A 23,433-nucleotide genomic window follows, 5' to 3' on the forward strand; every position below is an offset into this window, starting at 1 on the left:
CGATAAAGATAATGTGGAGAGGAGTGGACAGGATGTTTGTCCCGTTACAGGTCATGAGTACCTACAGCTTGTTACAGAGTACCAACCGCATCCCCGACCTAGTGCAGGTGGCCAAGGATCGCGGTTATACCGCGTTAGCTCTGACCGATAAGAATGTCATGTATGGGGTCGTGGCCTTCTACAACGCCTGTCGTGCGGCGGAGATCAAGCCAATCTTGGGACTGACGTTAACCACCCAAGCGGTTGGGGAGCCGACTCAGCCGAGTGAGCTGGTCTTCTTGGCCAAGGACTTTACCGGCTACCAGCAGCTCATGCAGCTATCCACGGCTTATCAGGTAGCCGGAGCACCGGTCGATCTTAGCCGGCAGACGGCTAATCTGACCCATCTCAGTGTGATTGTGCCATTGCATAGCGAGGTGGGCCAGCTACTGGAAATTGGGGATGTCACGGCGGCAACCAAGATCGTTCAGCAGTTACAGACGTGGGCCCCGGCTAACGTTACCGTGGGGATCAGCCCGGACCTGGATGCAACCACCCAGCAACGGCTACGAGAGGTACAGACGGCTACGCAGGTGCCACTCGTTGGTCTTGCACCGGTAGAATACCTGAATCGCGAGGACCACTTTGCCGTGACGGTTCTGCGCGCAATCGGGGCGGGTGAGGTCATTGAAGACTTGCCGGCTGCCCAGGAGACCATGGGGACCCACTGGTTACGACCAGCCGCCGAGGAAACGGAACGATTTGCCCACGCTGGGTTGACGGATGCCATCGCGGCGACAGAAAAGGTGGCCGTAGCGTGTGAGGTAACGCTGAAATTTCAGCAGCCGCAACTCCCGCAATTTCCAACGCCTGACCAACAGGACTCCCAAAGTTACCTGCGTCAGCTGTGTCAGGAGGGTCTTCAGCGTCGCTTAACGGCCAATGGTATCGTGGATAGTCAGCCCTATCAGCAGCGCTTAGAGCGTGAACTAGGGACCATTCATCGGATGGGCTTTGACGACTACTTTCTGATTGTCTGGGATGTCATGAACTTCGCCCATCGCGCCCACATCCAAACGGGACCGGGGCGGGGGTCAGCGGCCGGATCGCTGGTCGCCTACGTCTTGGCGATTACTGAGGTCGATCCGTTGGCCTATAACCTGTTGTTTGAACGTTTCTTGAATGAAGAGCGGGCCCAGATGCCCGATATTGACCTGGATATTCCGGATGATAAACGAGAACAGGTTCTGCAGTATGTGCACGACAAGTACGGGCATTCTCGAGTCGGTCAGATTATTACTTTCGGGACGCTGGCGACTAAGGCCGCTCTCCGGGATGTTGGTCGGGCCTTGGGGATGGCGCCGTATCAGATGAGTGATTGGAGTGCGGCAATTCCTAACCAGTTGCATATTACGTTGACGGCGTCTTACAAACAGTCCCAAAAGCTCCGCAATCTGGTCGCTGATAGTCCGAAGAATAAATTGCTTTATGAGACCGCCTGCAAGTTGGAAGGGTTACCTCGTAACTATTCGACCCACGCGGCCGGAATCGTGTTGAGCCAGGGGCCGTTGACGGATCTCGTCCCCCTGCAGCCGGGGGCTGGTAGCCTACTGATGACGCAGTACCCCAAGGATACGGTTGAAGCGGTCGGACTGTTGAAGATGGACTTTCTGGGCCTCCGTAACCTGAGTATTCTCGCCAATGCTTTGGCGTTGGTCAGAAAGCAGACGGGCCAAGTCCTGGATATCAACGCGATTGACCTCAACGACGCGGCGACCCTCAAGCTCTTTGCGCAGGGGGAAACCAACGGGGTCTTCCAATTCGAATCCTCCGGGATCAAGCGAGTTCTGCGGCAATTAAAACCCGATAGTTTTGAACTGGTTGCGGCGGTCAATGCCCTGTACCGGCCGGGGCCCATGGAAAACATCGATACCTTCATCAAGCGTAAGGATGGGCAGGAGCAGGTGACCTATGCGGCCGATGCCCTCAAACCAATTCTGGGGCCGACTTATGGGGTTCTGGTCTACCAAGAACAGGTCATGCAAGTGGCCAGCACCATGGGGGGCTTTACGCTGGGTGAAGCCGATCTGTTGCGGCGGGCCATGAGTAAAAAGAAGAAGCAGACCATGGATGCCATGCAGAAGAAATTCGTTAGCGGGGCCCAACAACTGGGGTACGCCGCCGAGACGGCCCAACAAGTCTTTACTTACATGGACCGGTTCGCCAACTACGGGTTCAACCGCTCTCATGCGGTCGCTTACAGTAAGTTGGCTTTTCAGTTGGCTTACCTGAAGGCCCATTATCCGGGACCATTCTACGCGGCCTTGCTGAATTCGGTGATTAACGTGCCAGAGAAGACCAAGCTCTACCTGACCGAGGCCAAGCGCCACGGGGTCACGATTTTGCCGCCGGATATTAATCAGTCGTTGGCGTACTTTAATCTGCGTGGTTCGGCCATTATCTTTGGGCTGAGTTCAATCAAGGGTGTGCGCAGAGACTTTCTGCGAGAATTGCTGGCTGACCGTCGTGAGAATGGACCGTATCATGACCTGCACCAGTTCCTTCAGCGAATTGCGGATAAATACCGGAAGGCTGATCTCCTCAATGCGTTGGTCTATGCCGGGGCCTTTGACAACTTCGGTTATAATCGCGCGGAACTGATTGCGGCGTTACCGGAGTTTCTCAGCAGTGTCGAACTGTCTGGTGGTAACGTTGAACTCTTTGCGGCGTTAGCACCTAAGGTCGATCACCGGCCTGATTTGGATCTGATGACCAAGCTGACCCAGGAGGAAGCCGTACTCGGGGCCTACCTGTCGGGTCATCCGGTGGAGCAGTACCGGCCACTAGCCCAGCGATTGCATGCCGTGACCATCAGTGATTTGGCGGAGAATAACCGGGTCACCGTCGTTGTTTACGTTACGCGAATTCGGACGATTCGGACGAAGCGCGGTGAGCCGATGGCCTTTGTTACCGGGAGCGATGAGACCGCTGACGTCAGCATTACCATTTTCCCCAACCAGTATCGTACGGCGAGTGAGTGGTTGAAGACGGACCAGGTCATTGTCGTTCGGGGGAAGGTCGAACAGCAGCGGGGCTTACAAATCGTGGCTGATCGACTGGACCTGGCCGAAAACTTACAGCCGGCCGATGCTCAGCAGGTTAAGCAGGGGGCCCGTTGGTTCATTCGAGTCGATGCGGATCATGATCAGCGCCCCGTCGCTCAGCAGCTGGCCCAATTCTTGACGGCGAATGTGGGACCGGTACCGGTGATCGTCTATCAACCCCAAACTGATCAAAAACGCTTGTTGCCCAAGACCCAGTGGTTACGGGCAGATAGCGCCTTAAAGGCGGCATTGGAACGCCTGATGGGAGCTGGCAATGTCGTCTATGAAAATGGATAGACCAATTTAATGAAAAATACCTCTAGACTATTTATATCAAGTTCTGTATTATATATACCAATGAATAAGATATCCTAATTTGGAGGTATTTTTTAATGAAATTAAACGTTAAAGTTTATTCCGATGGGGCCAAATTGGCCGACATGAAGGCTGTCGCTGCGAAGGGACTCGTTGAAGGGTTCACCACGAACCCCAGCCTGATGAAGGCTGCTGGAATCACGGATTACCTGGCCTTCGCCAAGGAAGCTGTTGCGACTTTCCCCGACCAATCAATCAGTTTCGAAGTTTTCGGTAACACGCCGGAACGGATGCTAGCAGAAGCTAAGGTGCTGGCAGCGTTGGGTAAGCACGTGGCTGTCAAGGTGCCCATTATCCGGGCCAGCGGGGATGATAACACGGCCGTGATTACGGCGCTCTCCGACGCTGGGGTACAGGTCAACGTGACCGCCATCACCACGTTACAAGAGGTCAAATTAGCGGTCGATGCATTGAACCCTAAGACTGGCGGCATCGTGTCTGTATTTGCAGGCCGGATTGCCGACACTGGCGTCGACCCAATGCCAATGATGAAGCAGTCAGCGGAGCTCTGCCACGCGAAGGCTAACGTGGAGCTTCTGTGGGCCAGTACGCGTGAATCAATCAACGTGGTTCAAGCTGACGAAACCGGCTGTGATATCATCACCGTGCCACCCAAGATTTTGAATAAGTTAGACAAGTTCGGGAAGGATGCCTTCCAGGTCTCCGTTGATACGGTCAAGACCTTCGACCAAGACATCGCCGAATTAGGCTTCACGATTCCGGTAGAAGTCGGGTAGGTACCGGTTTTCGTCAGTCACTTTTAGATGATTAAAGTGACTGAGTAGTTTGGAAATTTGTTAAGAGAAGTTGGTACTGTGTTTTAATGTGAGCACACTGCCAACTTTTTTGGTTGAACAGAGTGTTTTTACCGCAAAACTGGTCGGCATGTCTACCGTTTTTGAATGTTTTCCAATAAATCGAAAATTATTTCTTTGATAACAAATTGGTTATAAAGCGATGCTATTTCTGTGGGTTTTCAGCGCCAACGGGTAAGGGAAAACGCTTACTTTGAGAAATTGTGTACAAAGTGTCGAAAAATCGATAAACATAGCAGACATTAATTTTCAAAAGTGATAGAATAATTTTGGAATCAAATTTGAGCCGAAACTTTTGGCATGCCAATTTTTAACGAGATTGGTGAACCAGTTCGGCCAATTCTAAAGGAGAGATTTTTCTAATGAAGAAAACCAAGATCGTAAGTACCCTTGGTCCTGCAAGTACTGACGTTGATACGATTGTTAAATTAATCGAATCTGGCGCCAACATCTTCCGGTTCAACTTTTCACACGGTGACCATGAAGAACATTTAGACCGTTTGGAAAAGGTCCACAAGGCTGAAAAGATTACTGGTAAGACCGTTGGTATCATGTTAGATACTAAGGGTGCCGAAATTCGGACGACTGTTGAAAAGGGTGGCAAGCTTGACTTCCATACCGATGACGAATTCCGGATCTCCATGGATGACTCACTCGAAGGTACCAAGGAAAAGATTGCTGTTACTTACCCTGGCTTGTTCGACGATGTCCACGAAGGCGGCCACGTCTTATTCGATGATGGTTTATTAGATACTGTCGTTGAAAAGAAGGATGACGCAACTAAGGAATTAGTTGTTAAAGTTCAAAACGATGGTGTCTTAGGTTCCCGTAAGGGTGTTAACGCTCCTGGCGTTTCCATCAACTTACCAGGGATCACTGAAAAGGACTCCGACGATATTCGTTTTGGTTTGGACCACGAAATCAACTTCATCGCTGCTTCATTCGTTCGTAAGCCACAAGATGTCATGGACATCCGTGAACTCCTCGAAGAAAAGCACATGGAACACGTTCAAATCTTCCCTAAGATCGAATCCCAAGAAGGTATCAACAACTTTGATGACATCATCAAGGTTTCCGATGGTTTGATGGTCGCTCGTGGTGACATGGGTGTCGAAATTCCTACGGAAAACGTGCCTTTGGTACAAAAAGCTTTGATCAAGAAGTGTAACATCTTAGGCAAGCCAGTTATTACTGCTACCCAAATGTTAGACTCCATGCAAGAAAACCCACGTCCTACGCGTGCCGAAGCTTCTGACGTTGCCAACGCCGTCTTTGATGGTACTGATGCAACCATGCTTTCTGGTGAAAGTGCTAACGGTGAATACCCTGTAGAATCCGTTGCAACTATGAACCGGATCGACATCAAGGCTGAAAATGCTTTGGCAGAATTTGGCCGTGACAACTTGGACTTCGATAACGGTGATGTTACTGAATCCATCGGTGCTTCCGTTGCCCGTGTTGCTAACGAATTAGGTGTTAAGACCATCGTTGCTGCTACGGAATCCGGCTACACTGCAAAGATGATTTCTAAGTACCGGCCAAATGCTGATATCTTAGCTGTTACCTTTGACGACCGTACTCGTCGTGGCTTGATGGTTAACTGGGGTGTTTACCCAATCGTTACCGAAAAGCCTGCTAACACGGATGCGATGTTTGATTTAGCTGCTGCCAAGGCCGTTGAAACTGGTTTGGCCAAGGAAGGCGACTTGATCTTAATCACTGCCGGTGTTCCCGTTGGCGAACGTGGCACGACTAACTTGATGAAGATCCAATTGATCGGCTCAAAGTTAGTTCAAGGCCAAGGTGTCGGTGATGACACGGTAATCGGCAAGGCCGTTATCGCAAACTCCGCTGCTGACGCAAACGCAAAGGTTGTTGAAGGTGGTATCTTGATTGCCAAGAACACCGACAAGGACTACTTGCCAGCTATCGAAAAGTCTAGCGCCGTTATCGTTGAAAACGGTGGGTTGACTTCTCACGCAGCTGTTGTTGGAATTTCCATGGGGATTCCTGTTATCGTTGGTGCTACTGGTGCCAGCGAAAAGATCTCCGATGGCGAATTGATCACCGTTGACTCACGTCGCGGTATCGTTTACCACGGTGCTTCCAACGCACTTTAATTTGAGATAAACCTGTTATTAAAAACGGACCCTCTGTCGGGGGTCCGTTTTTTGTGGCTTAAGGGGCAGCCGACTGTTTGAAATTAGGGATCGGTTCTGACCGATTCAGACAGCATTGTAGTGGGCAATCAGCGGACAATCAGCATAAATAAATTTGTAAAGAATAACGCTCGCTAGTTGGACGGTTTCCGTGTAAAATAAAGGTTAGACACTTTTGAACGGTTGACTGGGAAAACCAGTAGAATTGAGGAGATTATGGAAGAACTATTAGGCCGCGTCATCGCGGGAAAAGTTACCGATGAAAATGAAAATGATTACTACGTTCAGATTTCCGGAACGACTTTTCGGCTGGACAAATCAGAAATCAAGAAACCTTTAAAACTAGGCTCAAACTTCAAAGGGTTTACCTACGAAAATGAAAACCACGAAATGCAAATTACGCGGAATGCACCGCAAGTTCAAGTCGATCACTACGGTTTCGGTACGGTGGTCCGGACGCAACGGACGTTAGGTGTCTTTGTTGATGTTGGATTACCTAACAAGGATATTGTCGTTTCCTTGGATGATCTGCCAGACATGATGGAATTGTGGCCTCAACAGGGTGACCGCCTGCTGATTGCTTTGCGTGAGGATGCCAAACAGCGGCTCTGGGGTGTGCTGGCTGACGGTGACATTTACGCCGCCATTGCCCAACCCGCCAAGAAGATTCTGCAGAACTCCAACGTGATTGCCCGCTCCTATCAATTGAAGCTGGTCGGCACGCGGGTAATGACCGACCACTACGAGTTAGGGTTCATTCATCCATCCGAACGGGAACGCGAACCCCGTTTAGGTGAAGAACTCCACGCACGGGTTATCGGGGTCCACGACGATGGAACGTTGAACCTGTCCTTACGTCCACGGACGTATGAGGCCATTGACGACGACTCCGCGATGCTGTTAGCCGCACTGGAACACAGTGAGGACGGTCGTTTGGACTTTAGCGATAAGAGTGACCCGGCCGCTATCAAAGCTTACTTCGGGATTAGCAAAGGTCAATTCAAACGGGCCATTGGTCACCTCCTGAAGGCACGGAAGATTACGCAACACGATGGTCAACTCTGGTTAGTGACGACCGAAGCCACTGACACGACTGAGGAGACCCAGGACTAGGAGGCACGCTCATGACCGAATTAGCAGATCAGACGCTGGACTTTGCACACTACCTTACCGTAGAGCAGGGTCTAGCCAAAAATTCGGTGACGAGTTACACCCAAGAACTTCATAACTTTGCGGCGTATCTGACCGATCAGCACCTCACGAGTTTCTTAAAGGTCGACCGGCTGACGGTCATGAACTACCTGAGTGCACTGACGGCCAGTGGAAAATCACGAAATTCTGTGATTCACGCCGTGTCAGCGCTACGCAAGTTTTACCGTTATCTGGTGCAGACCCATCAGATCACTGACAACCCGATGGCAAACATCGCTGCACCCAAGCACGCGGAACATTTGCCGGCGGTGCTAACGGTGGCTGAGGTCGATCGACTGCTGGCTGCGCCGGATACCGCCAATAAATATGGGCTACGTGATCGCGCCATTCTCGAAGTGATGTACGCGACTGGGCTACGGGTCAGTGAGTTGGTTCATTTGAAGCTGGCCGACCTGCACCTGGAGATGGGGCTGATTCAGACGTTGGGTAAGGGTGATAAGGAACGGATCATTCCCATTGGGGATGTGGCGACCGACTGGATCAACCAGTATCTGGCGCACAGTCGGCCGGTCTTGCTGAAACAGCGGACGAGTCCCTATCTCTTTCTCAATGCCCACGGTGGCGGGCTGTCACGACAGGCTATTTGGCAAAAAATCAAGCATTGCGTGGCACTGGCTGACATCCAAAAGGACGTGACGCCCCATACGCTGCGGCATTCATTTGCTACACATATTCTGGAGAACGGCGCGGACTTGCGGGTGGTTCAGGAGCTTCTGGGACACGCGGACATTACGACGACGCAGATTTACACCCATATTTCCAAGAAGCGATTGGTCTCGGTCTATGATCAGTATCATCCCCGAGCCTAGCGCGGTACCGGATGAGAGTGACTAGGGTCAGAGACGATTGAACGGAGGAAAAGCATGTTACTGAAATATCGGAGTGATTATCAAAAGATCGCCATGGGCTTGCTGAGCTTAATGCCCACCTTTAAGGACTGGGACCGGCTGCAGCACGAGCTGGCTTGGTACCAAGCTGGGGATGATCGGACACTCTACTTGTGGAAGGACACTTACGATGACTTCGCCGGTGCCGTGGGGACCCAGATTCAGGGGAATTACCTGATTGTGCGGTTGATCACATTGATGCCAGATAAGGATGTTATTGAAAACACGTGGCAGTTGCTGGATCAACTGGCCACAACGTTACCAGATAAGCGGCTGATGGGGACCCTCTCCACAGCCAAGACTATTGCAAAATGGGAGTATCACCATGGACAAAGCCACAGCAACCGGGCAACCGCTGATTCAGGTCAGTGATTTTGAGGGCCCACTGGATTTACTGTTACATTTAATTAAAACCAACGAAATGGATATTTACGATATCCGGATTGCAACGATTACCAGTCAGTATCTGGATTACCTGCATCAGATGCAGACGCTGCGGCTCGACATTGCCGGGGAGTATTTTGTGATGGCGGCAAACCTGATGGCTATTAAGGCCAAACTGTTATTACCAAAGCCGCAGACACTGGAACCCAGTGATGAGGACGACATGGGTGATCCGCGAGAAGACTTGGTCAATCAGCTGCTCGAGTACCAGCGCTATAAGCAAGCGGCACAGGTGCTCAAGGAGCGGGCGCAGGAACGCCAACAGCACTTTACCCGTCCCGCCATGGCAGTTCCAGACTCAGTGGCTTTGTCGGTAGCTCCGGGCATTGAGCCGGCGGATCTCCAGGCGGCACTGGCCAAGCTGATTCATCGCGCCATGGTGGCCAAGCCAGTTACTCAGAGCATTCAGCAGGAACACTATACGATTAAAGAACAGATGCAGACGGTACTAATGCGCTTGGCGCACAGTAAGGGCCCAGTTAACTTTGAAAAGTTGCTGGGTCAGACCCCGGTGCTTGACGAGATCGTCACGACCTTTCTGGCCGTCTTAGAGCTCGCCCGACAACGGCAGGTTGCCTTGCAACAGGTCAGTCGCTTGGTGCCGCTGCAGATTAATTTTTTACGGTTGAAAGGTAGGTATCCCACGGATGTCACCCCTAGCACAGATTGAAAGTTTATTGTTCGTCAGCGGTGACGAAGGCATTACGGTCGCTGATTTAGCGGCGGCCACGGGATTGTTGCGCCCGGCGATTCTTGCCTCATTGGAACGGTTGGCCCAGAAGTATGCGGCTGACCAGGACTCTGCACTAGAGTTGATGGTCAACGATACCACCTATCGGCTGGTCACGAAGGAGGCTGCGGGCGACTTGATCAAGCGGTACTTCGAGAATCCTTTGAGTACGAGCCTCTCGCCGGCGTCTTTGGAAGTCTTGGCGATCATTGCGTACCGCCAACCAATCACGCGAATCGAAGTTGATGAGATTCGTGGGGTTCAGAGCGCCTCCACCGTTCAAAAACTGGTCTTACGCCGGTTGGTCGAAGACGCGGGACGTCTGGATGAACCGGGCCGGCCGAAGCTCTACCGGACCAGTGCCTACTTTCTCGACTACTTTGGCTTAAAACAACTCACTGACTTACCACCGTTACCCGCTGCGGCTAATCCCAGCGAACAGGACGATGGGGATGGCGGTGACTTGTTCTTGCAAGCCTTTAACCAGCAACTGAATCAACCAGGAGAATCAGGAGATGAAACGTAAATGGAACGACTACAAAAAGTTTTAGCACACGACGGCGTGGCTTCACGACGTCAATCAGAAAAGTTAATCATGAGCGGCCGCGTCAAGGTCAATGGCAGCGTTGTGACGGAGTTGGGGACCAAGGTCGGCGTCCACGATAAGATCCTCGTGGATGGCGTCCCAATCACTACCGAAGCTCCGGCCTACGTGATGTTGTATAAGCCACGGGGCGTGATTTCTACGTCTAACGACGAAAAAGGGCGTAAGACGGTGGTCGACTTAGTCGAAAACGTCAGCCAACGGGTCTATCCAGTCGGTCGGTTGGACTACGATACCTCGGGATTGCTCCTGTTGACCAACGACGGGGAACTCGCTAATCGGTTGACGCATCCCAAATATGAAGTTGAGAAGACTTACGTGGCGCGGGTCACGGGGATTCCAACGAACGATGCGTTGCGTGAATTGCGTCAGGGAATTACGGTCGATGAGATCAAGTACGCCCCAGCCAAGGCTAAGATCATCAGTACCGACGAAAAGAAAAAAATCGCAATTGTCTCGTTAACGATTCACGAAGGCAAGAATCATCAGGTTAAAAAGATGTTGAACGCCATTGGCTGTCCCGTTGAAAAGTTGAAGCGTGAAGAATATGGCTTCTTAACGCTCAAGGGCCTTCAACCCGGCGATGCGCGTAATCTGAAGCCGGAGGAAGTCAAAGAACTTCGTCGTTTAACCGGTTTAGCCTGAGACAAATTGTTGACAGGCGTTGGTTCGTTTAGTACATTAAGGGTGTACTAAAAAATTTATGGTTCATCTTCAGGGCAGGGTGCAATTCCCGACCGGCGGTAAAGTCCGCGACCCGCGTGAGCGGTTGATTCGGTGCAACTCCGAAACCGACAGTATAGTCTGGTATGCAGAAGATGAGACGTTGCTTTTTGCGTTGCTTAATTTTGGCGTAAACTCCAAGGTCTTGCTCTTCTGTGGCGAGGCCTTTTTTCGTGGGTCACGTCACTGAGATGACCGCAAGGAGGAATTAGTCTCATGGAAAGTAGTCACAAGGGTTTAAGCGTTCGCGCGATGGTCGAGATGGCGTTATTCGCCGGAGTCTCTTATATCTTGATGTTCGTGTCGATTCCGATCATTCCCATCGTGCCATACATGAAACTCGATTTAAGCGACCTGGTCGTGCTGATTGGGTTGGGGGTCTTTGGTCCCGCGGGGGCGATTACCATTGCCGCAATTAAGGAGTTATTGTACTTCGTTACGACGGGGTTAGATATCGTCAACTTTATTGGCGTTTTGACGGCGTTCATTGCCGATCTCGCACTGGTTCTGCCGATCAGTGCCGTGTTACGGCGTCACGAGTGGACGGTCAAGCGGCAAGTGGTCGCGGTGATTGTCGGGACGTTGAGTCTCACCATCGTGTTATCACTTGCCAACTGGTGGGTAATTACGCCCCTGTATCTTAAGGTGTGGGGGATGTCGTTGGGCTTACCCGTGAACAAGCTCATCTTATTCGGTGTTATTCCGTTTAACCTGATCAAGGGGATCGTCCTCGGGATCCTGTTCATTCTGCTAAATCGACGGATGGCGCCCTGGCTACAGAAGCACACGCTATCATAAATGAATCAATCATGAATTGTCTTGAAATGGAGGGCTGGCATACTGTCAGCCCTTTTCGTATGGTAAACTAGGTGCAGACTTATTACGGAAGGGATGCGTAACCATGGAAGCGGCGGACTTACTAGCCTTACTGGATCAGCAACAGTTTCGCCGTTTGCGGGTGATCGAGAACCTCCTACGGGAGAAGAAGACGGTGTCGACGCTGTATTGGGGTCTACGCTACCGATTACTCTATCTGATTGCCCTGGATAAGAAAATGGCCCGGGGAGCCTTAGACGCCCCAGCACAGGTGCTGATTAAGCGGGGATGGGCCGAGACGGGTGAGACGCCCGATCAGGTTCGTTTGACTGCAGCGGGGGCCACTGAACAAGCGGCGCATGCCGAGCATCCGCAGACTTGGGCCAATTGGGGGATGCTGGATCTCTTGGCGGCCCGGCAACGGCTCTTACTGGCGGTGCAGGTTGTGAGTCAGTATGCCCATTCGGCCAAGCGCTACTACCCGTTGGCGACGGACCTGGAGACGCGTCAGGCGGTACGAAATTGGTTCCATCAGAGTAAGAGTGCTCAGTTACCAGAACAACTGTTCGATTCACTGAAAAGTAGTCTTGAAAAGCTACCGCCAGTCACGGCGGGGGTCGTCACGGACCTGTTTACAGGGCACGGCCAACCGGGGCTGACGGCAGATCAATTAGCGTTAAGTCAGGAGCGGACCGCGTGGTCGGTGACGCTGATGCAGTTTGACGGGGTCATGCAGATTGCTCAGGATGCCCGTGAGTCGGACCATCCGTTGAGCGCCCTATTTCGGCCACTGTGGCAGTCACCGGTTACACGCAGTGCGCAGCAGACTCTAGCGGCGGTGTCGCAAGGGCGGCGTGTGGAACAGATTGCTACGGTGCGCCAGATTAAGCCGGGAACGGCACGGGAACATTTACTGGAGGCGGCGATTCTATTACCGTTAGCCCAGTTTCCCTATGACTGGTTATTGACGCCGCCCATGCGTGCAGCATTTGCGGCTAGTCTGACCGGGCCAATTGATACCTGGCAGTACACGGCGTTACCGCAGGCGCTTCAGGACCGCTACACGTTTTTTGATTTTCGACTTTATGCCATTTGGTGTGATAAGCGAGGTGTGGGGGATGCTTGAGCCCTTAGCGACAAGTTTGGAAAAAGTGTTTGGCTTTACGAAATTCAGAGAGGGGCAGCAGGCCGCCCTCACGTCATTAGAGGCGGGTCAAGACACCCTAGCTGTTTTGCCGACCGGTGCCGGTAAGACGTTGATCTATCAGTTGTACGGGTACCGTCATCAGGGATGTGTGCTGATTATCTCCCCCCTGTTGTCGCTGATGAACGATCAGGTTGATCGGATGCGCATGGCGGGGTTTAAGCGGGTGGCCGCGATTAATTCGCTGACGAGCTATCGGGAACGGCAGGTAATCATGCGCCACCTCGGGGAGTATCAATTTCTCTTTATGTCACCGGAAATGTTAGCCCAGCCGCAGATGTTGGCGCAGGTCAAACAGCTCCAGCTGAGTCTATTGGTGATTGATGAAGCCCACTGTATCGTGCAGTGGGGACCGGATTTTCGACCAGAGTATCTGTTGTTGGGTGCCATTCGTACGCAGTTACAACAGCCACTAACACTGATGCTAACGGCAACGGCGGGACAGACGACGCGGCAGGAGATTGCCAAGCAGTTACGGAGTCAGCCAGAAATAGTGGCAGAGTCCGTCGATCGCCCCAATATCTTTCTCGATGTGGAGCAAGTCGCTGACGAGTCGGAGAAGCAGGAACGCCTGACAGCGCTGGTCGGTCAGCTGCAGGGACCGGGTGTGGTGTATTTCTCCAGTAAGCAGCAGGCCAGCGATACGGCGTTAACACTCCAGCAGCAGACGGGCGTGCAGGCGGCGGCCTACCATGCGGGACTGAGTAGTGAGGATCGTTTCAAGATTCAGCAACAGTTCATGGCGGGGCAACTCGACGTGATCTGTGCGACCAGTGCGTTTGGGATGGGCATCGATAAGAATGATGTCCGCTACGTTATCCACTACCACCTGCCGGCAGACTTTGAGAGCTATGCGCAGGAGATTGGCCGAGCCGGGCGGGATGGTTTGCCAAGTGTGGCCATTCTGTTGTACGCCAGTGGGGATGAACAGCTTCCCTTAATGTTGGGGCAAGCCAACCGGCCCGAGCCGGAGACCATTCACCGCTACTATGCACGACCACAGGCGTTTAGCGAGGATGATGCGGCCATCGCACTGCTGGCGTTCTACAAACGGCATGGCATTAGTGAGGCGGCGGTGGTTAACCTATTTAGCCGTCGAGAGCGAGAACGGAACAGGGCGCTGGCACAGATGCTGAAATACGTGTGCGAACCGCGTTGCTTGCGGCAGAATTGGCTTGCGGCGTTTGACGAACAGAGCCCGGCCCATCACGAGCGGTGTTGCTCGCCGGCGGGGATGACGCCGGATTTTGAACAGTTAGGGTTGCTGGCGTCACACAAATCTGACCCGGTAGCTCAGGATGGAGACTGGGTTGCGCGACTGCGGCGGTTATTTTAATGACGAATTGTCAAACCAAGTGCAAAAAATTCCACAATTCATAATTAACTACAGGTAAATATAATTAAGAGATTTTGAAGAATGCCGTCATATCGATACTTCGAACAATTATAGCTACCTAAAAAAACGTCAGCGTGGTACAATTACGGTTGAAAGTTTTTCAGGGAGGTTAGATGATGAGTCAAAAGCGTGACGATCAAACGTCGAAGGAACAAGAGTCCCATCCATGGGATTCCTCGTTTGCCGATGATCGCGACGATCAGGGGAACCTGTCACGAACGAAAATGCGGCGACAAAATCATAGCAATACCATGGTTACCATCATTCTGGTGGCAATCATCATCGTGATTGCGGCAGCCTCGTTGGTCTACGGCCTAGCCCGTCAAAGTGCGGTCAACCGGCCTCAAAATACCGAGAAGGTCGCGGCTAGTTCGTCTAGCTCGTCCTCCAAGAAGGCCAAGAGCTCCCATAAATCATCAAGTCAGGCATCATCGAAGAAGCAAGCTGCTTCAACGAGCCACAAAAAATCAACGACATCTACCACGACTGCTAGTTCGGCTAAGACGACTAGCAGTTCTTCGGCTACCACCAGTCACAGCAGTTCAGCTGCCACAAGTAGCAGCACAACGAGCAGCAGTGCGAGTTCAAGCAGCACCGCTGGTCAAAAGTATGCGACCGTTGAATCCGGCCAAGGGGTCTACCGGGTCGCAACGAATGCCGGAATTTCGGTTGATAAGTTGCTTGAATTAAATGGCCTGTCTTCGGGTGCTGCATTGCACCCTGGTCAAAAGTTACGTGTAAAGTAGGATTTAATTTCAATTTATAGGGAGTTTGGTTTGATGGATAAACAAGGATTACAGGTTGCCATTGATGGTCCAGCTTCGGCTGGGAAGAGTACGGTGGCGAAAATTGTTGCACAGCGTTTTCACTACATATACTGTGATACGGGTGCCATGTACCGCGCCATTACTTGGAAGGTCTTGCAAGCTGGCGTGGCGTTAGACGATGAGGCTGCCGTGAAGGACCTTTTGGATCAGATTACGATTCGTTTTGAGCCCGGGACTCCCGTTCAAAAGGTCTTCGTTGACGATACCGAGGTAACCTTAGCGATTCGTCAACCGGACGTGACAAATGCTGTCTCACAGATTTCAGCTCAGTCAGCTGTTCGGGCTGAATTGACGGAACGCCAACGACAGATTGCCGATGCTGGCGGAATCGTCATGGATGGCCGCGATGTTGGGTCAACCGTGTTGCCCAAGGCCGAGGTTAAGATCTTCTTAGTTGCGAGTGTTGAAGAACGGGCACAGCGCCGGTTAAAGGATAACGCGGCTAAGGGGATTAATACGCCGCTGGAAACGTTGAAGTATGAGATTGAGGAACGGGACCGCAAAGACTCGACCCGAAAGATCTCACCATTGACTCAAGCAGCGGATGCAATTCGGCTCGATACGACGTCCATGTCCATCCAGGAAGTGGCCGATCGCATCGCTGAAATCATCCAAGAAAAAGAATCCCTATAAAATGGGCTTTTTACTAGCTTTTAACAACACAATCAGCTAAAATGGTATTTAGAGTTGTCGCAAGGAGGAAAAATTCGCATGAGTGAAAATGGCACGAGTCAAAACAATGAAAATAACGAATTATTAGATGCTTTAAACAGCATCGATAACGTTAAAGTCGGTGACGTCGTTAAGGGTGAAGTCTTAACGATCGATGACGACCAACAAGCAATCGTCGGTATTGCTGATACTGGTATTGAAGGGGTTGTTCCAAAGAAGGAACTTTCCACGAAGCCAGTTGATGATATTAATTCTGTAATTAAAGTCGGGGACGTTATGGACCTCGTCGTAATTTCTCGTATTGGTACTGACAAGGAAGGCGGCAGTTACTTACTGTCACAACGTCGTTTGGAAGCCCGTAAGGTTTGGGACGACATCCAAAAGGAATTCGAAGCAGGTCATACGTTGACTGCACCCGTTACCCAAGTGGTTAAGGGTGGGTTAGTCGTTGATGCTGGTGTGCGTGGATTCGTTCCTGCATCTATGGTATCTGACCACTTCGTTGAAGACTTATCTCAATTCAAGGGCCAAACCCTGGAATTCAAGATTGTCGAAATCGAACCTAGCGAAAACCGTCTGATCCTTTCTCACCGTGCATTGGTTGAAAAGGAACGTGCAGCACAAAAGGCTGAAATCATGGCTAAGTTGACTGCCGGCGACATCGTTGAAGGTAAAGTTGCACGTTTGACCAACTTTGGTGCCTTCGTTGACCTTGGCGGCGTTGATGGGTTAGTTCACGTTTCAGAAATCGCCTTTGAACGGGTTGAAAAGCCTAGCGATGTCTTGAAGGTGGGCCAAGAAGTTAAGGTTAAGGTCTTATCTGTTGATACTGACCGTGACCGGATCTCCCTTTCCATCAAGCAAACCTTGCCAGAACCTTGGGATGGTATCGAAGACAAAGCCCCACAAGGCAGCGTCTTAGATGGTACTGTTAAGCGTTTGACTAGCTTTGGGGCCTTCGTTGAAGTGTTCCCTGGCGTTGAAGGTTTAGTTCACATTTCCCAAATTTCTCACCAACACATCGCGACGCCTGCTGACGTTCTGAAGGTTGGTCAAGAAATCAAGGTTAAGGTCTTGGATGTACGTCCAGATGACCACCGTTTGGCATTGTCTATCAAGGCCTTGGAAGAAAAGCCACAATCTGGTGACGAAGCTTCCGAAAGCCACAGTAGCAACAATAACAACCGGAGCCGGAACAACGGTGGCAACAACAACCGTCGTCGTAACAACCGGAACTCTGCTGAAACTTCAACGGCTAACGCCCCAGAAGAAAGCACTGGTTTCTCTTTAGGTGACCTCATTGGGGACAGCCTGAAGAAGGACATGGAAGATAACGAAAACAACTAATACGTTTGGTTGAAGAAGGGTTTGGCGCGGAACTTTGTTGGTTTCGCTCCGAACCCTTTTCATGTCATCAGGGGTATTTTAACCGTATCGCCAACGAGCCCGAAAGTAAGCCCGCAACGGCGACACGGTAACCGCCAGTTTTGACAGTTAACCGATTATCGTGTAGACTATGACTCTTGTGAGCAGATGTTATCCGTGAAAATTTGAAGCGCATTGGCACACGAGCTGGCATTGTTATTAAAATAATGGGTTAGATCGGCGTTAGCCGTGAAGGCGGCAGAAACACTAATATAACCCGTGTTAAAAATTAAATTGATTTGAAGAAGGAGGGATTTGTCGTGGCTTATCCCGTAGTCGCAATCGTGGGTCGTCCTAATGTTGGTAAATCGACCCTGTTCAACCGGATCGCCGGTGAACGAATCTCAATCGTTGAAGATACCCCAGGGGTTACGCGTGACCGAATCTATACGCGTGCCGAATGGCTGGGAACTGAATTTCGGATGATCGACACTGGGGGGATTGACCTCAGTGACGAACCATTCATCACCCAAATTACGCAGCAGGCGGAAATCGCTATCGAAGAAGCCGACGTCATCGTCTTTATTACGAGTGCACCTGAAGGGGTCACCGATGCTGACGAAAACGTCGCCAAGATTTTGTACCGGGCCAACAAGCCGGTTCTGTTAGCGGTCAACAAGGCCGATAACCCTGAAGTGCGGGAGTCAATCTATGACTTCTACTCATTAGGGTTGGGCGATCCATACCCCGTTTCCGGGGCCCATGGGTTGGGCTTGGGTGACCTGCTGGATGCCGTCGTTAAGGAATTTCCTGAAGATACCGGTGCGCCTAAGGACGATACCATTCGCTTTAGCCTGATTGGGCGGCCCAACGTCGGGAAGTCCTCTCTGGTCAACGCTATCTTGGGAGAAGACCGGGTCATCGTCTCTGACGTGGCTGGGACTACCCGTGATGCCATCGATACCAAGTTTACCGCTGATGGTACCGAGTTCACCATGGTCGATACGGCCGGGATTCGTAAGCGTGGTAAGGTCTACGAAAACACTGAAAAATACAGTGTTATGCGGGCCATGCGCGCCATTGACAATTCCGATGTCGTGTTGATGGTTATGAACGCCGAAGAAGGTATTCGTGAGCAAGATAAACGGGTCGCCGGTTACGCCCATGAGGCTGGTCGGGGGATCATTATCTTGGTCAACAAGTGGGATACCCTGAAGAAGGATAACCACACGCTGACGGACTTCCAGAACCTGATCCGCATCGAGTTCCAATACCTGAGCTATGCCCCAATTATCTTCGTTTCGGCGAAGACTGGACAGCGGCTCGAACAGCTGCCGGAAATGATTAAGCGGGTCTCCGAGAACCACAACAAGCGGGTACAATCCGCTACCTTGAATGACGTGATCATGGACGCAATCGCCCTGAATCCAACGCCATCTGATAATGGGAAGCGGCTACGGGTTTACTATGCAACTCAAGTAGCCGTTGCACCGCCAACTTTTGTGGTCTTCGTTAACGATCCCAAGATGATGCATTTCTCCTATGAGCGTTTCTTGGAAAACCAAATCCGGGAACATTTCGATTTTGATGGGACACCAATCCATCTGATCGAACGGGCACGGAAGTAGGAAAAAAAGCGCTTTAGTCTTACTCTAAGGCCGATTTTGACCCATTTTTCGATAAAAATCGTAAATCTTACGGGATAATTGCTAAAAAATGGCGTTATCCCTTGTCATATAAGGCTTCCTGTGCTATCTTTGATTAAGAAATGATGCGGTTGACCGTATTTGTTTCATCATTTTTGGACCACTCAAAAATGACTACTAGATGGCATTCATCTAATCTTCATTGCAGGAGGTGAATTCAAACATGGCAAACAAAGCACAATTGGTTAGCGACGTTGCAACTGCAACTGGTTTAACTAAAAAGGACGCAACTGCTGCAGTTGATGCAGTATTCGATTCTGTCCAAGCAACGTTAGCAAAAGGCGAAAAGGTTCAATTGATCGGCTTTGGTAACTTTGAAGTACGTGAACGTGCAGCTCGTAAGGGCCGTAACCCACAAACTGGACAAGAAATCCAAATCCCAGCAAGCAAAGTACCTGCATTCAAGCCAGGTAAAGCTTTAAAGGATGCTGTTAAGTAATTACAATTAATTATTTAATAGGTAAAGGGCCAGGTCGGCAATTGTCGGACTGGTTTTTTATTACCCAAAATTTGTGGCGGCTTGAGTGTTTATAGTTTCCATGTTTGATCGGATTGCGTATAATTAAATGCGTTGTCAATTTTAGTGATTTTAACGAAATAAAACTGTGCTACACCCATGGAGCGTAAGTGTAATTGGGGTAGTACCTGACAGTGAATTAAATGGAGGCGGGTTATGAGTTACGCACAAACGGCACTTGATCAATTGGAAAAGGGACAACTCGAAGACTTCAAGAAGCAGTATGCCTTGTCGCTGCGCCACGATGACGATGATACCCTGTTCAGTCTAGGCGAGGAGCTCTACTCTCTGGGATTTCTGAATCAGTCGCGACGGATCTACGAGAAGCTTTTGAAGAAGTACCCCGATGAAGATGAATTGCGCACGAACCTGGCTGATATTGCCATTGATGAAGACAAGAACGACGAAGCTTTAGACTACCTGAATCAGGTCAGACCAGACTCTCCAGCCTACGTGGAGGCGCTGATGGTGGCAGCCGACCTTTATCAGACGCAGGAACTCTTCGAAGTCAGTGAACAGAAATTGTTGACGGCCAAGAAATTGGCCCCTGACGAGCCCGTCATCACGTTTGCGTTGGCCGAGCTCTACAATACCATGCGTGAGTTCAGAAAGGCTATACCGCTATATTTGGACCTAATTACGGCCGGTACGACCGAGTTCTCTAAGGTTAACCTGGTCGAACGACTCGGGGTAGCCTATGCCAACGCTGGGCGCTTCGAGCAGGCAATCGGCTACCTTAAGCAGATTCATACCGGGGATATGACGCCGGACGTGAAGTTTGAAACGGCCTTTACTTACTTGCAGCTCAAGGAACGGACCGAGGCCATCAATCTTTTCAACGAGCTGAAGGACAGCGATGAGCACTACACCTCACTTTACCCTTACTTGGGTCAGGCGCTGGAGCAGGAGAACCGCTTACCAGAGGCACTGACTGCCTTGCAAGAGGGCTTGGGTGTTGATCAGTATAACGAGAAGCTCTGGCTCCAGGCGGCGCATGTGGCTACCAAATTGGATGATGAGGCCTTGGCTGAGAAGTATCTAAAGAAGGGCCACGAGCTTGATAGCGACGACATTGCTGCGGTAATTCAATTGAGTAACCTCTACGTCAAGCAGGAACGTTGGGACGAAAACGAAGCTTTAGCTAAGCCATACGTGAAGGCCGAAGATGCTGATCCCCAGTTATACTGGAATTTGGCGATTACGGCCAACCATCAAGAGGACTTTGCCGGTGCTCGCAAGTACTACGATGCGGCAGCACCATTCTTCATGGATCAGCCAGACTTCTTGAAGCCAGCCATCTACTTCTACCGCGAAGAAGGGGCTACCGATCAGGTGATCAAGCTGTTACAGGCTTATCTGAAGGTCGTGCCGGATGATGGCGAAATGGCGTTGATGCTGGAAGGCTATCAAGATATTTAAGCGAAAATACGAAAAAGAATGGTTCCGATGGATCATTCTTTTTTACTGGAGTGAGCACACAATAATTACTTTAACTTATACCTACCAAAAAAAGCAACCGCAAACCCCGCGGTTGCCAACCAGCACTAAGGCTTAAACTTACTGAGAAAGTTCTTTTTCGGCCGAGCAAATGAAAATCCTTCACCCAGAGCCTCGTTTACATTGATGACCGAGACGAAAGCCTTCGAATCGTGCCGAGCAATGATTTGACGCAGCCGATGGAGCTCGCTAGGGGCAACGACCACGTAAATCATTTGACGGGGCTTGTGGGAAAAGCCACCTTCACCGCTGACCAGGCTCACGCCACGCTGCAGCTCATCCATGATGCTATTCGTAATTTCCTGATATTGGTCGGAAACGATGATGATTCCCCGCGCGGCATAGGCACCTTCCTGCGTGAAATTCACGAGTCGGGCAAAGACGTAGGAGTAAATCAACGTGTAGGCCATGTGTTGAATATCGATGTAGACCAATGAAATCAGTAGGATCACGACGTCCAGCCACAGCAATGTTTGACCCATGGGGACCCCGTAGAACCGCTCCATGATTCGGGCAACGATGTCGGTTCCCCCCGTGGTGCCACCATACCGGTAGAGAAGACCGGAACCTAGGCCACCAGTCAACCCAGCTGCTAGAGACGCGAGTAGGAGGTCGTGGTGCAGGTCGATTGCGAAGGGTACCCGTTGCCAGATCCACAGGAATAGCGCCAACATGGCCGTTCCATAGATGGTATAAATCAGGGACTGTCGGCCTAAGAACCGATACCCGATCAACAGTAAGGGAGCGTTGATCAAAATCGTTGAATAGGCTGGGTCCAGGTGGAACAGCGCCCGGATAATCAGCGTGATCCCGGAGATTCCACCGTCCGCTAAATTATTTGCGATGTTGAAGAACACCAGGCTGAAGGCCATGGTGGCACACCCAATCCCAATCATTAGTAGGTCAATCAGCCGGATAGATTCGTCCTTAACTTGTGTCATGACGTTCTCTCCTAACCAAAATAAAATTTTTCCTTTTCCATCATAGCACAGCGCAAGCGCTAACAGGCGACAAACTCGTGGAGAAGCGGTGACTTTGAATTCAATTCTCCCCTGGAATCTGTTAGACTGGCATATAGAGCACACTGATCTGACCGGTCGTAACTGGCTGCGAACGGCCGAGCTGTCGGTCAGGTTAAGCGCGTAGAACAATCGGCGATTTCAGCCGGCGAAAGGTGAATTTGACATGAAGTTGGAACAGTTACCAGAAGAATTTGAACACGCGCGGCCAGTCTTACAGACGATTGAGCAGGCGGGCTATGAGGCTTACTTTGTCGGCGGTAGCGTGCGGGACACCATCCTGGGAAAGGCTATCCACGATGTCGACATCGCCACCAGTGCCTACCCCGATGAGATCAAGCACCTCTTCAAACGAACGGTCGACACCGGGATCGAACACGGTACCGTTATGATTCTGGACCATGGAACCGGCTATGAAACGACGACGTTCCGCTCGGAGTCGACCTATACCGACTTTCGCCGGCCCGATCAAGTCACCTTCGTCCGTTCGTTGGCAGAAGACCTTAAGCGCCGTGACTTCACAATTAATGCGCTGGCTATGCGTGAGAACGGGGAAGTCATCGACTTATTTGACGGTCTGACCGACTTGCAGAATAATCAGATTCGTGCCGTGGGTGATGCCCAGGAACGCTTTCATGAGGATGCGCTGCGGATGATGCGGGCGGTCCGTTTCGCTAGTCAACTGGACTTCACGATCGTACCGGATACTTTAGATGCTATCACGGCCCACGCCCAGCTTTTGACCAAGATTGCTGTGGAGCGGACGCAAGTGGAACTGCTGAAGCTACTTCAGGGAAAGACGCCGCAACGCGGTCTGACCGATCTCATGGCGACCGGCTTGTGGCAATATTGCCCGCACTTTGCGCCTCATGAGGTGGCTTTAAAGGAACTCACAACGCAACTCGTTCATGGTGTGTCATCCGAAACGGCCGCTTGGACACTGCTGGTCACCAAATTTGGCCTAGAGACCGCGGCAATCACGCCCTTCATGAAACATTGGAAGACGGCTAATCAAACCATCAATGCGGTGCAAACGACTAGCAAAACGGCGACACTGCTCCTGCAGGGAGGCCTGAACGCTTGGCAACTCTATCAATGTGGTGCCGACTTGATGCCAATCGCTAATGAGGTCGCCGTTATTTTAGGGGCGCCGGACCGCTTAGCATCGCTGACAACGCAATTGGCGGCGCTACCCATTCAACATAAAAAGGAATTAGCCGTCACTGGAAAGGACCTTATGCAGGCCGGCATTCAACCGGGACCGCAGTTGGGAGCTATTCTGGGCGACTTAGAGTACGGGGTCGTAACTGGTGCCGTGGCAAATACCCACGATGCATTGGTGGCCCAAGCAACTGCTTAAGAATCTTAATTAAGAGAGTGAA

At 51.1% G+C, this 23,433-nt stretch carries 20 protein-coding genes and 1 riboswitch; of the genes, 19 read left to right on the plus strand and 1 reads right to left on the minus strand.

Translation table 11 applies throughout. From position 1 onward, the window contains the following. Positions 1–32 precede the first annotated feature (32 nt). From dnaE to FD07_RS02680, 18 genes are all read left to right on the plus strand, one after another. Positions 33–3,380, plus strand: coding sequence for a DNA polymerase III subunit alpha (gene dnaE, locus FD07_RS02595; protein ID WP_020088673.1), 3,348 nt, complete (start codon positions 33–35; stop codon positions 3,378–3,380). Positions 3,381–3,475: 95 nt separating this feature from the next. Continuing rightward, positions 3,476–4,195: a transaldolase gene (locus FD07_RS02600; protein WP_020088672.1), complete on the plus strand. Its 720-nt coding sequence runs from the start codon at positions 3,476–3,478 to the stop codon at positions 4,193–4,195. Positions 4,196–4,635: 440 nt separating this feature from the next. Continuing rightward, positions 4,636–6,393 carry a pyruvate kinase gene (pyk, locus tag FD07_RS02605; RefSeq protein WP_020088671.1) on the plus strand — a complete coding sequence of 586 codons (1,758 nt, stop codon included), beginning with the start codon at positions 4,636–4,638 and terminating at the stop codon, positions 6,391–6,393. 255 nt (positions 6,394–6,648) lie between these two features. Further along, a complete protein-coding gene (locus FD07_RS02610) occupies positions 6,649–7,545 on the plus strand; it encodes a CvfB family protein (protein WP_020088670.1) in 897 nt (298 codons plus the stop codon). An 11-nt stretch (positions 7,546–7,556) separates the two neighbouring features. Beyond that, complete coding sequence (gene xerD / locus FD07_RS02615; protein WP_020088669.1) at positions 7,557–8,453, plus strand: site-specific tyrosine recombinase XerD; 897 nt, start codon at positions 7,557–7,559, stop codon at positions 8,451–8,453. A gap of 54 nt (positions 8,454–8,507) precedes the next feature. Beyond that, positions 8,508–8,903, plus strand: coding sequence for a hypothetical protein (locus FD07_RS02620; RefSeq protein ID WP_020088668.1), 396 nt, complete (start codon positions 8,508–8,510; stop codon positions 8,901–8,903). Further along, positions 8,857–9,645, plus strand: a complete 789-nt coding sequence (locus FD07_RS02625) for a segregation and condensation protein A (protein WP_020088667.1) — start codon at positions 8,857–8,859, stop codon at positions 9,643–9,645. The genes FD07_RS02620 and FD07_RS02625 overlap by 47 nt, the downstream gene beginning before the upstream one ends. Next, on the plus strand, positions 9,623–10,231 hold the full coding sequence (gene scpB / locus FD07_RS02630; protein ID WP_020088666.1) for an SMC-Scp complex subunit ScpB: 609 nt from the start codon (positions 9,623–9,625) through the stop codon (positions 10,229–10,231). The genes FD07_RS02625 and scpB overlap by 23 nt, the downstream gene beginning before the upstream one ends. Further along, positions 10,232–10,954 (plus strand): pseudouridine synthase, encoded by a 723-nt coding sequence (locus tag FD07_RS02635; RefSeq protein ID WP_020088665.1) that lies wholly within the window; start codon positions 10,232–10,234, stop codon positions 10,952–10,954. It begins immediately after the preceding gene. 61 nt (positions 10,955–11,015) lie between these two features. Further along, positions 11,016–11,133, plus strand: a riboswitch (FMN riboswitch). Between the two features lie 115 nt (positions 11,134–11,248). After that, positions 11,249–11,830, plus strand: coding sequence for an ECF transporter S component (locus tag FD07_RS02640; RefSeq protein WP_020088664.1), 582 nt, complete (start codon positions 11,249–11,251; stop codon positions 11,828–11,830). 103 nt (positions 11,831–11,933) lie between these two features. Further along, the gene (locus tag FD07_RS02645; RefSeq protein WP_020088663.1) at positions 11,934–12,974 is read left to right on the plus strand and encodes a helix-turn-helix domain-containing protein; all 1,041 of its coding nucleotides are present in this window, start codon (positions 11,934–11,936) and stop codon (positions 12,972–12,974) included. After that, complete coding sequence (locus tag FD07_RS02650; RefSeq protein WP_020088662.1) at positions 12,967–14,388, plus strand: RecQ family ATP-dependent DNA helicase; 1,422 nt, start codon at positions 12,967–12,969, stop codon at positions 14,386–14,388. The genes FD07_RS02645 and FD07_RS02650 overlap by 8 nt, the downstream gene beginning before the upstream one ends. Before the next feature lie 176 nt (positions 14,389–14,564). Next, entirely contained in the window at positions 14,565–15,194 is a 630-nt protein-coding gene (locus FD07_RS02655; protein ID WP_020088661.1) for a LysM peptidoglycan-binding domain-containing protein, read from the plus strand. 33 nt (positions 15,195–15,227) lie between these two features. After that, positions 15,228–15,908 (plus strand): (d)CMP kinase, encoded by a 681-nt coding sequence (gene cmk / locus FD07_RS02660; RefSeq protein WP_020088660.1) that lies wholly within the window; start codon positions 15,228–15,230, stop codon positions 15,906–15,908. 78 nt (positions 15,909–15,986) lie between these two features. Further along, a complete protein-coding gene (gene rpsA / locus FD07_RS02665; protein ID WP_020088659.1) occupies positions 15,987–17,294 on the plus strand; it encodes a 30S ribosomal protein S1 in 1,308 nt (435 codons plus the stop codon). A 338-nt stretch (positions 17,295–17,632) separates the two neighbouring features. Further along, positions 17,633–18,940 (plus strand): ribosome biogenesis GTPase Der, encoded by a 1,308-nt coding sequence (der, locus tag FD07_RS02670; RefSeq protein WP_020088658.1) that lies wholly within the window; start codon positions 17,633–17,635, stop codon positions 18,938–18,940. A gap of 241 nt (positions 18,941–19,181) precedes the next feature. After that, positions 19,182–19,457 (plus strand): HU family DNA-binding protein, encoded by a 276-nt coding sequence (locus FD07_RS02675; RefSeq protein ID WP_011667553.1) that lies wholly within the window; start codon positions 19,182–19,184, stop codon positions 19,455–19,457. A 234-nt stretch (positions 19,458–19,691) separates the two neighbouring features. Continuing rightward, on the plus strand, positions 19,692–20,954 hold the full coding sequence (locus FD07_RS02680; RefSeq protein WP_020088657.1) for a tetratricopeptide repeat protein: 1,263 nt from the start codon (positions 19,692–19,694) through the stop codon (positions 20,952–20,954). 125 nt (positions 20,955–21,079) lie between these two features. On the opposite strand, the gene FD07_RS02685 is transcribed toward FD07_RS02680, so the two are convergent. Further along, entirely contained in the window at positions 21,080–21,973 is an 894-nt protein-coding gene (locus FD07_RS02685; RefSeq protein WP_020088656.1) for a YitT family protein, read from the minus strand. A 244-nt stretch (positions 21,974–22,217) separates the two neighbouring features. Between FD07_RS02685 and FD07_RS02690 the strand changes: the two genes are divergently transcribed. After that, positions 22,218–23,411 carry a CCA tRNA nucleotidyltransferase gene (locus FD07_RS02690; RefSeq protein ID WP_020088655.1) on the plus strand — a complete coding sequence of 398 codons (1,194 nt, stop codon included), beginning with the start codon at positions 22,218–22,220 and terminating at the stop codon, positions 23,409–23,411. Positions 23,412–23,433 lie beyond the last annotated feature (22 nt).

Source organism: Levilactobacillus parabrevis ATCC 53295 (genome assembly GCF_001434055.1).
Taxonomy (GTDB): domain Bacteria; phylum Bacillota; class Bacilli; order Lactobacillales; family Lactobacillaceae; genus Levilactobacillus; species Levilactobacillus parabrevis.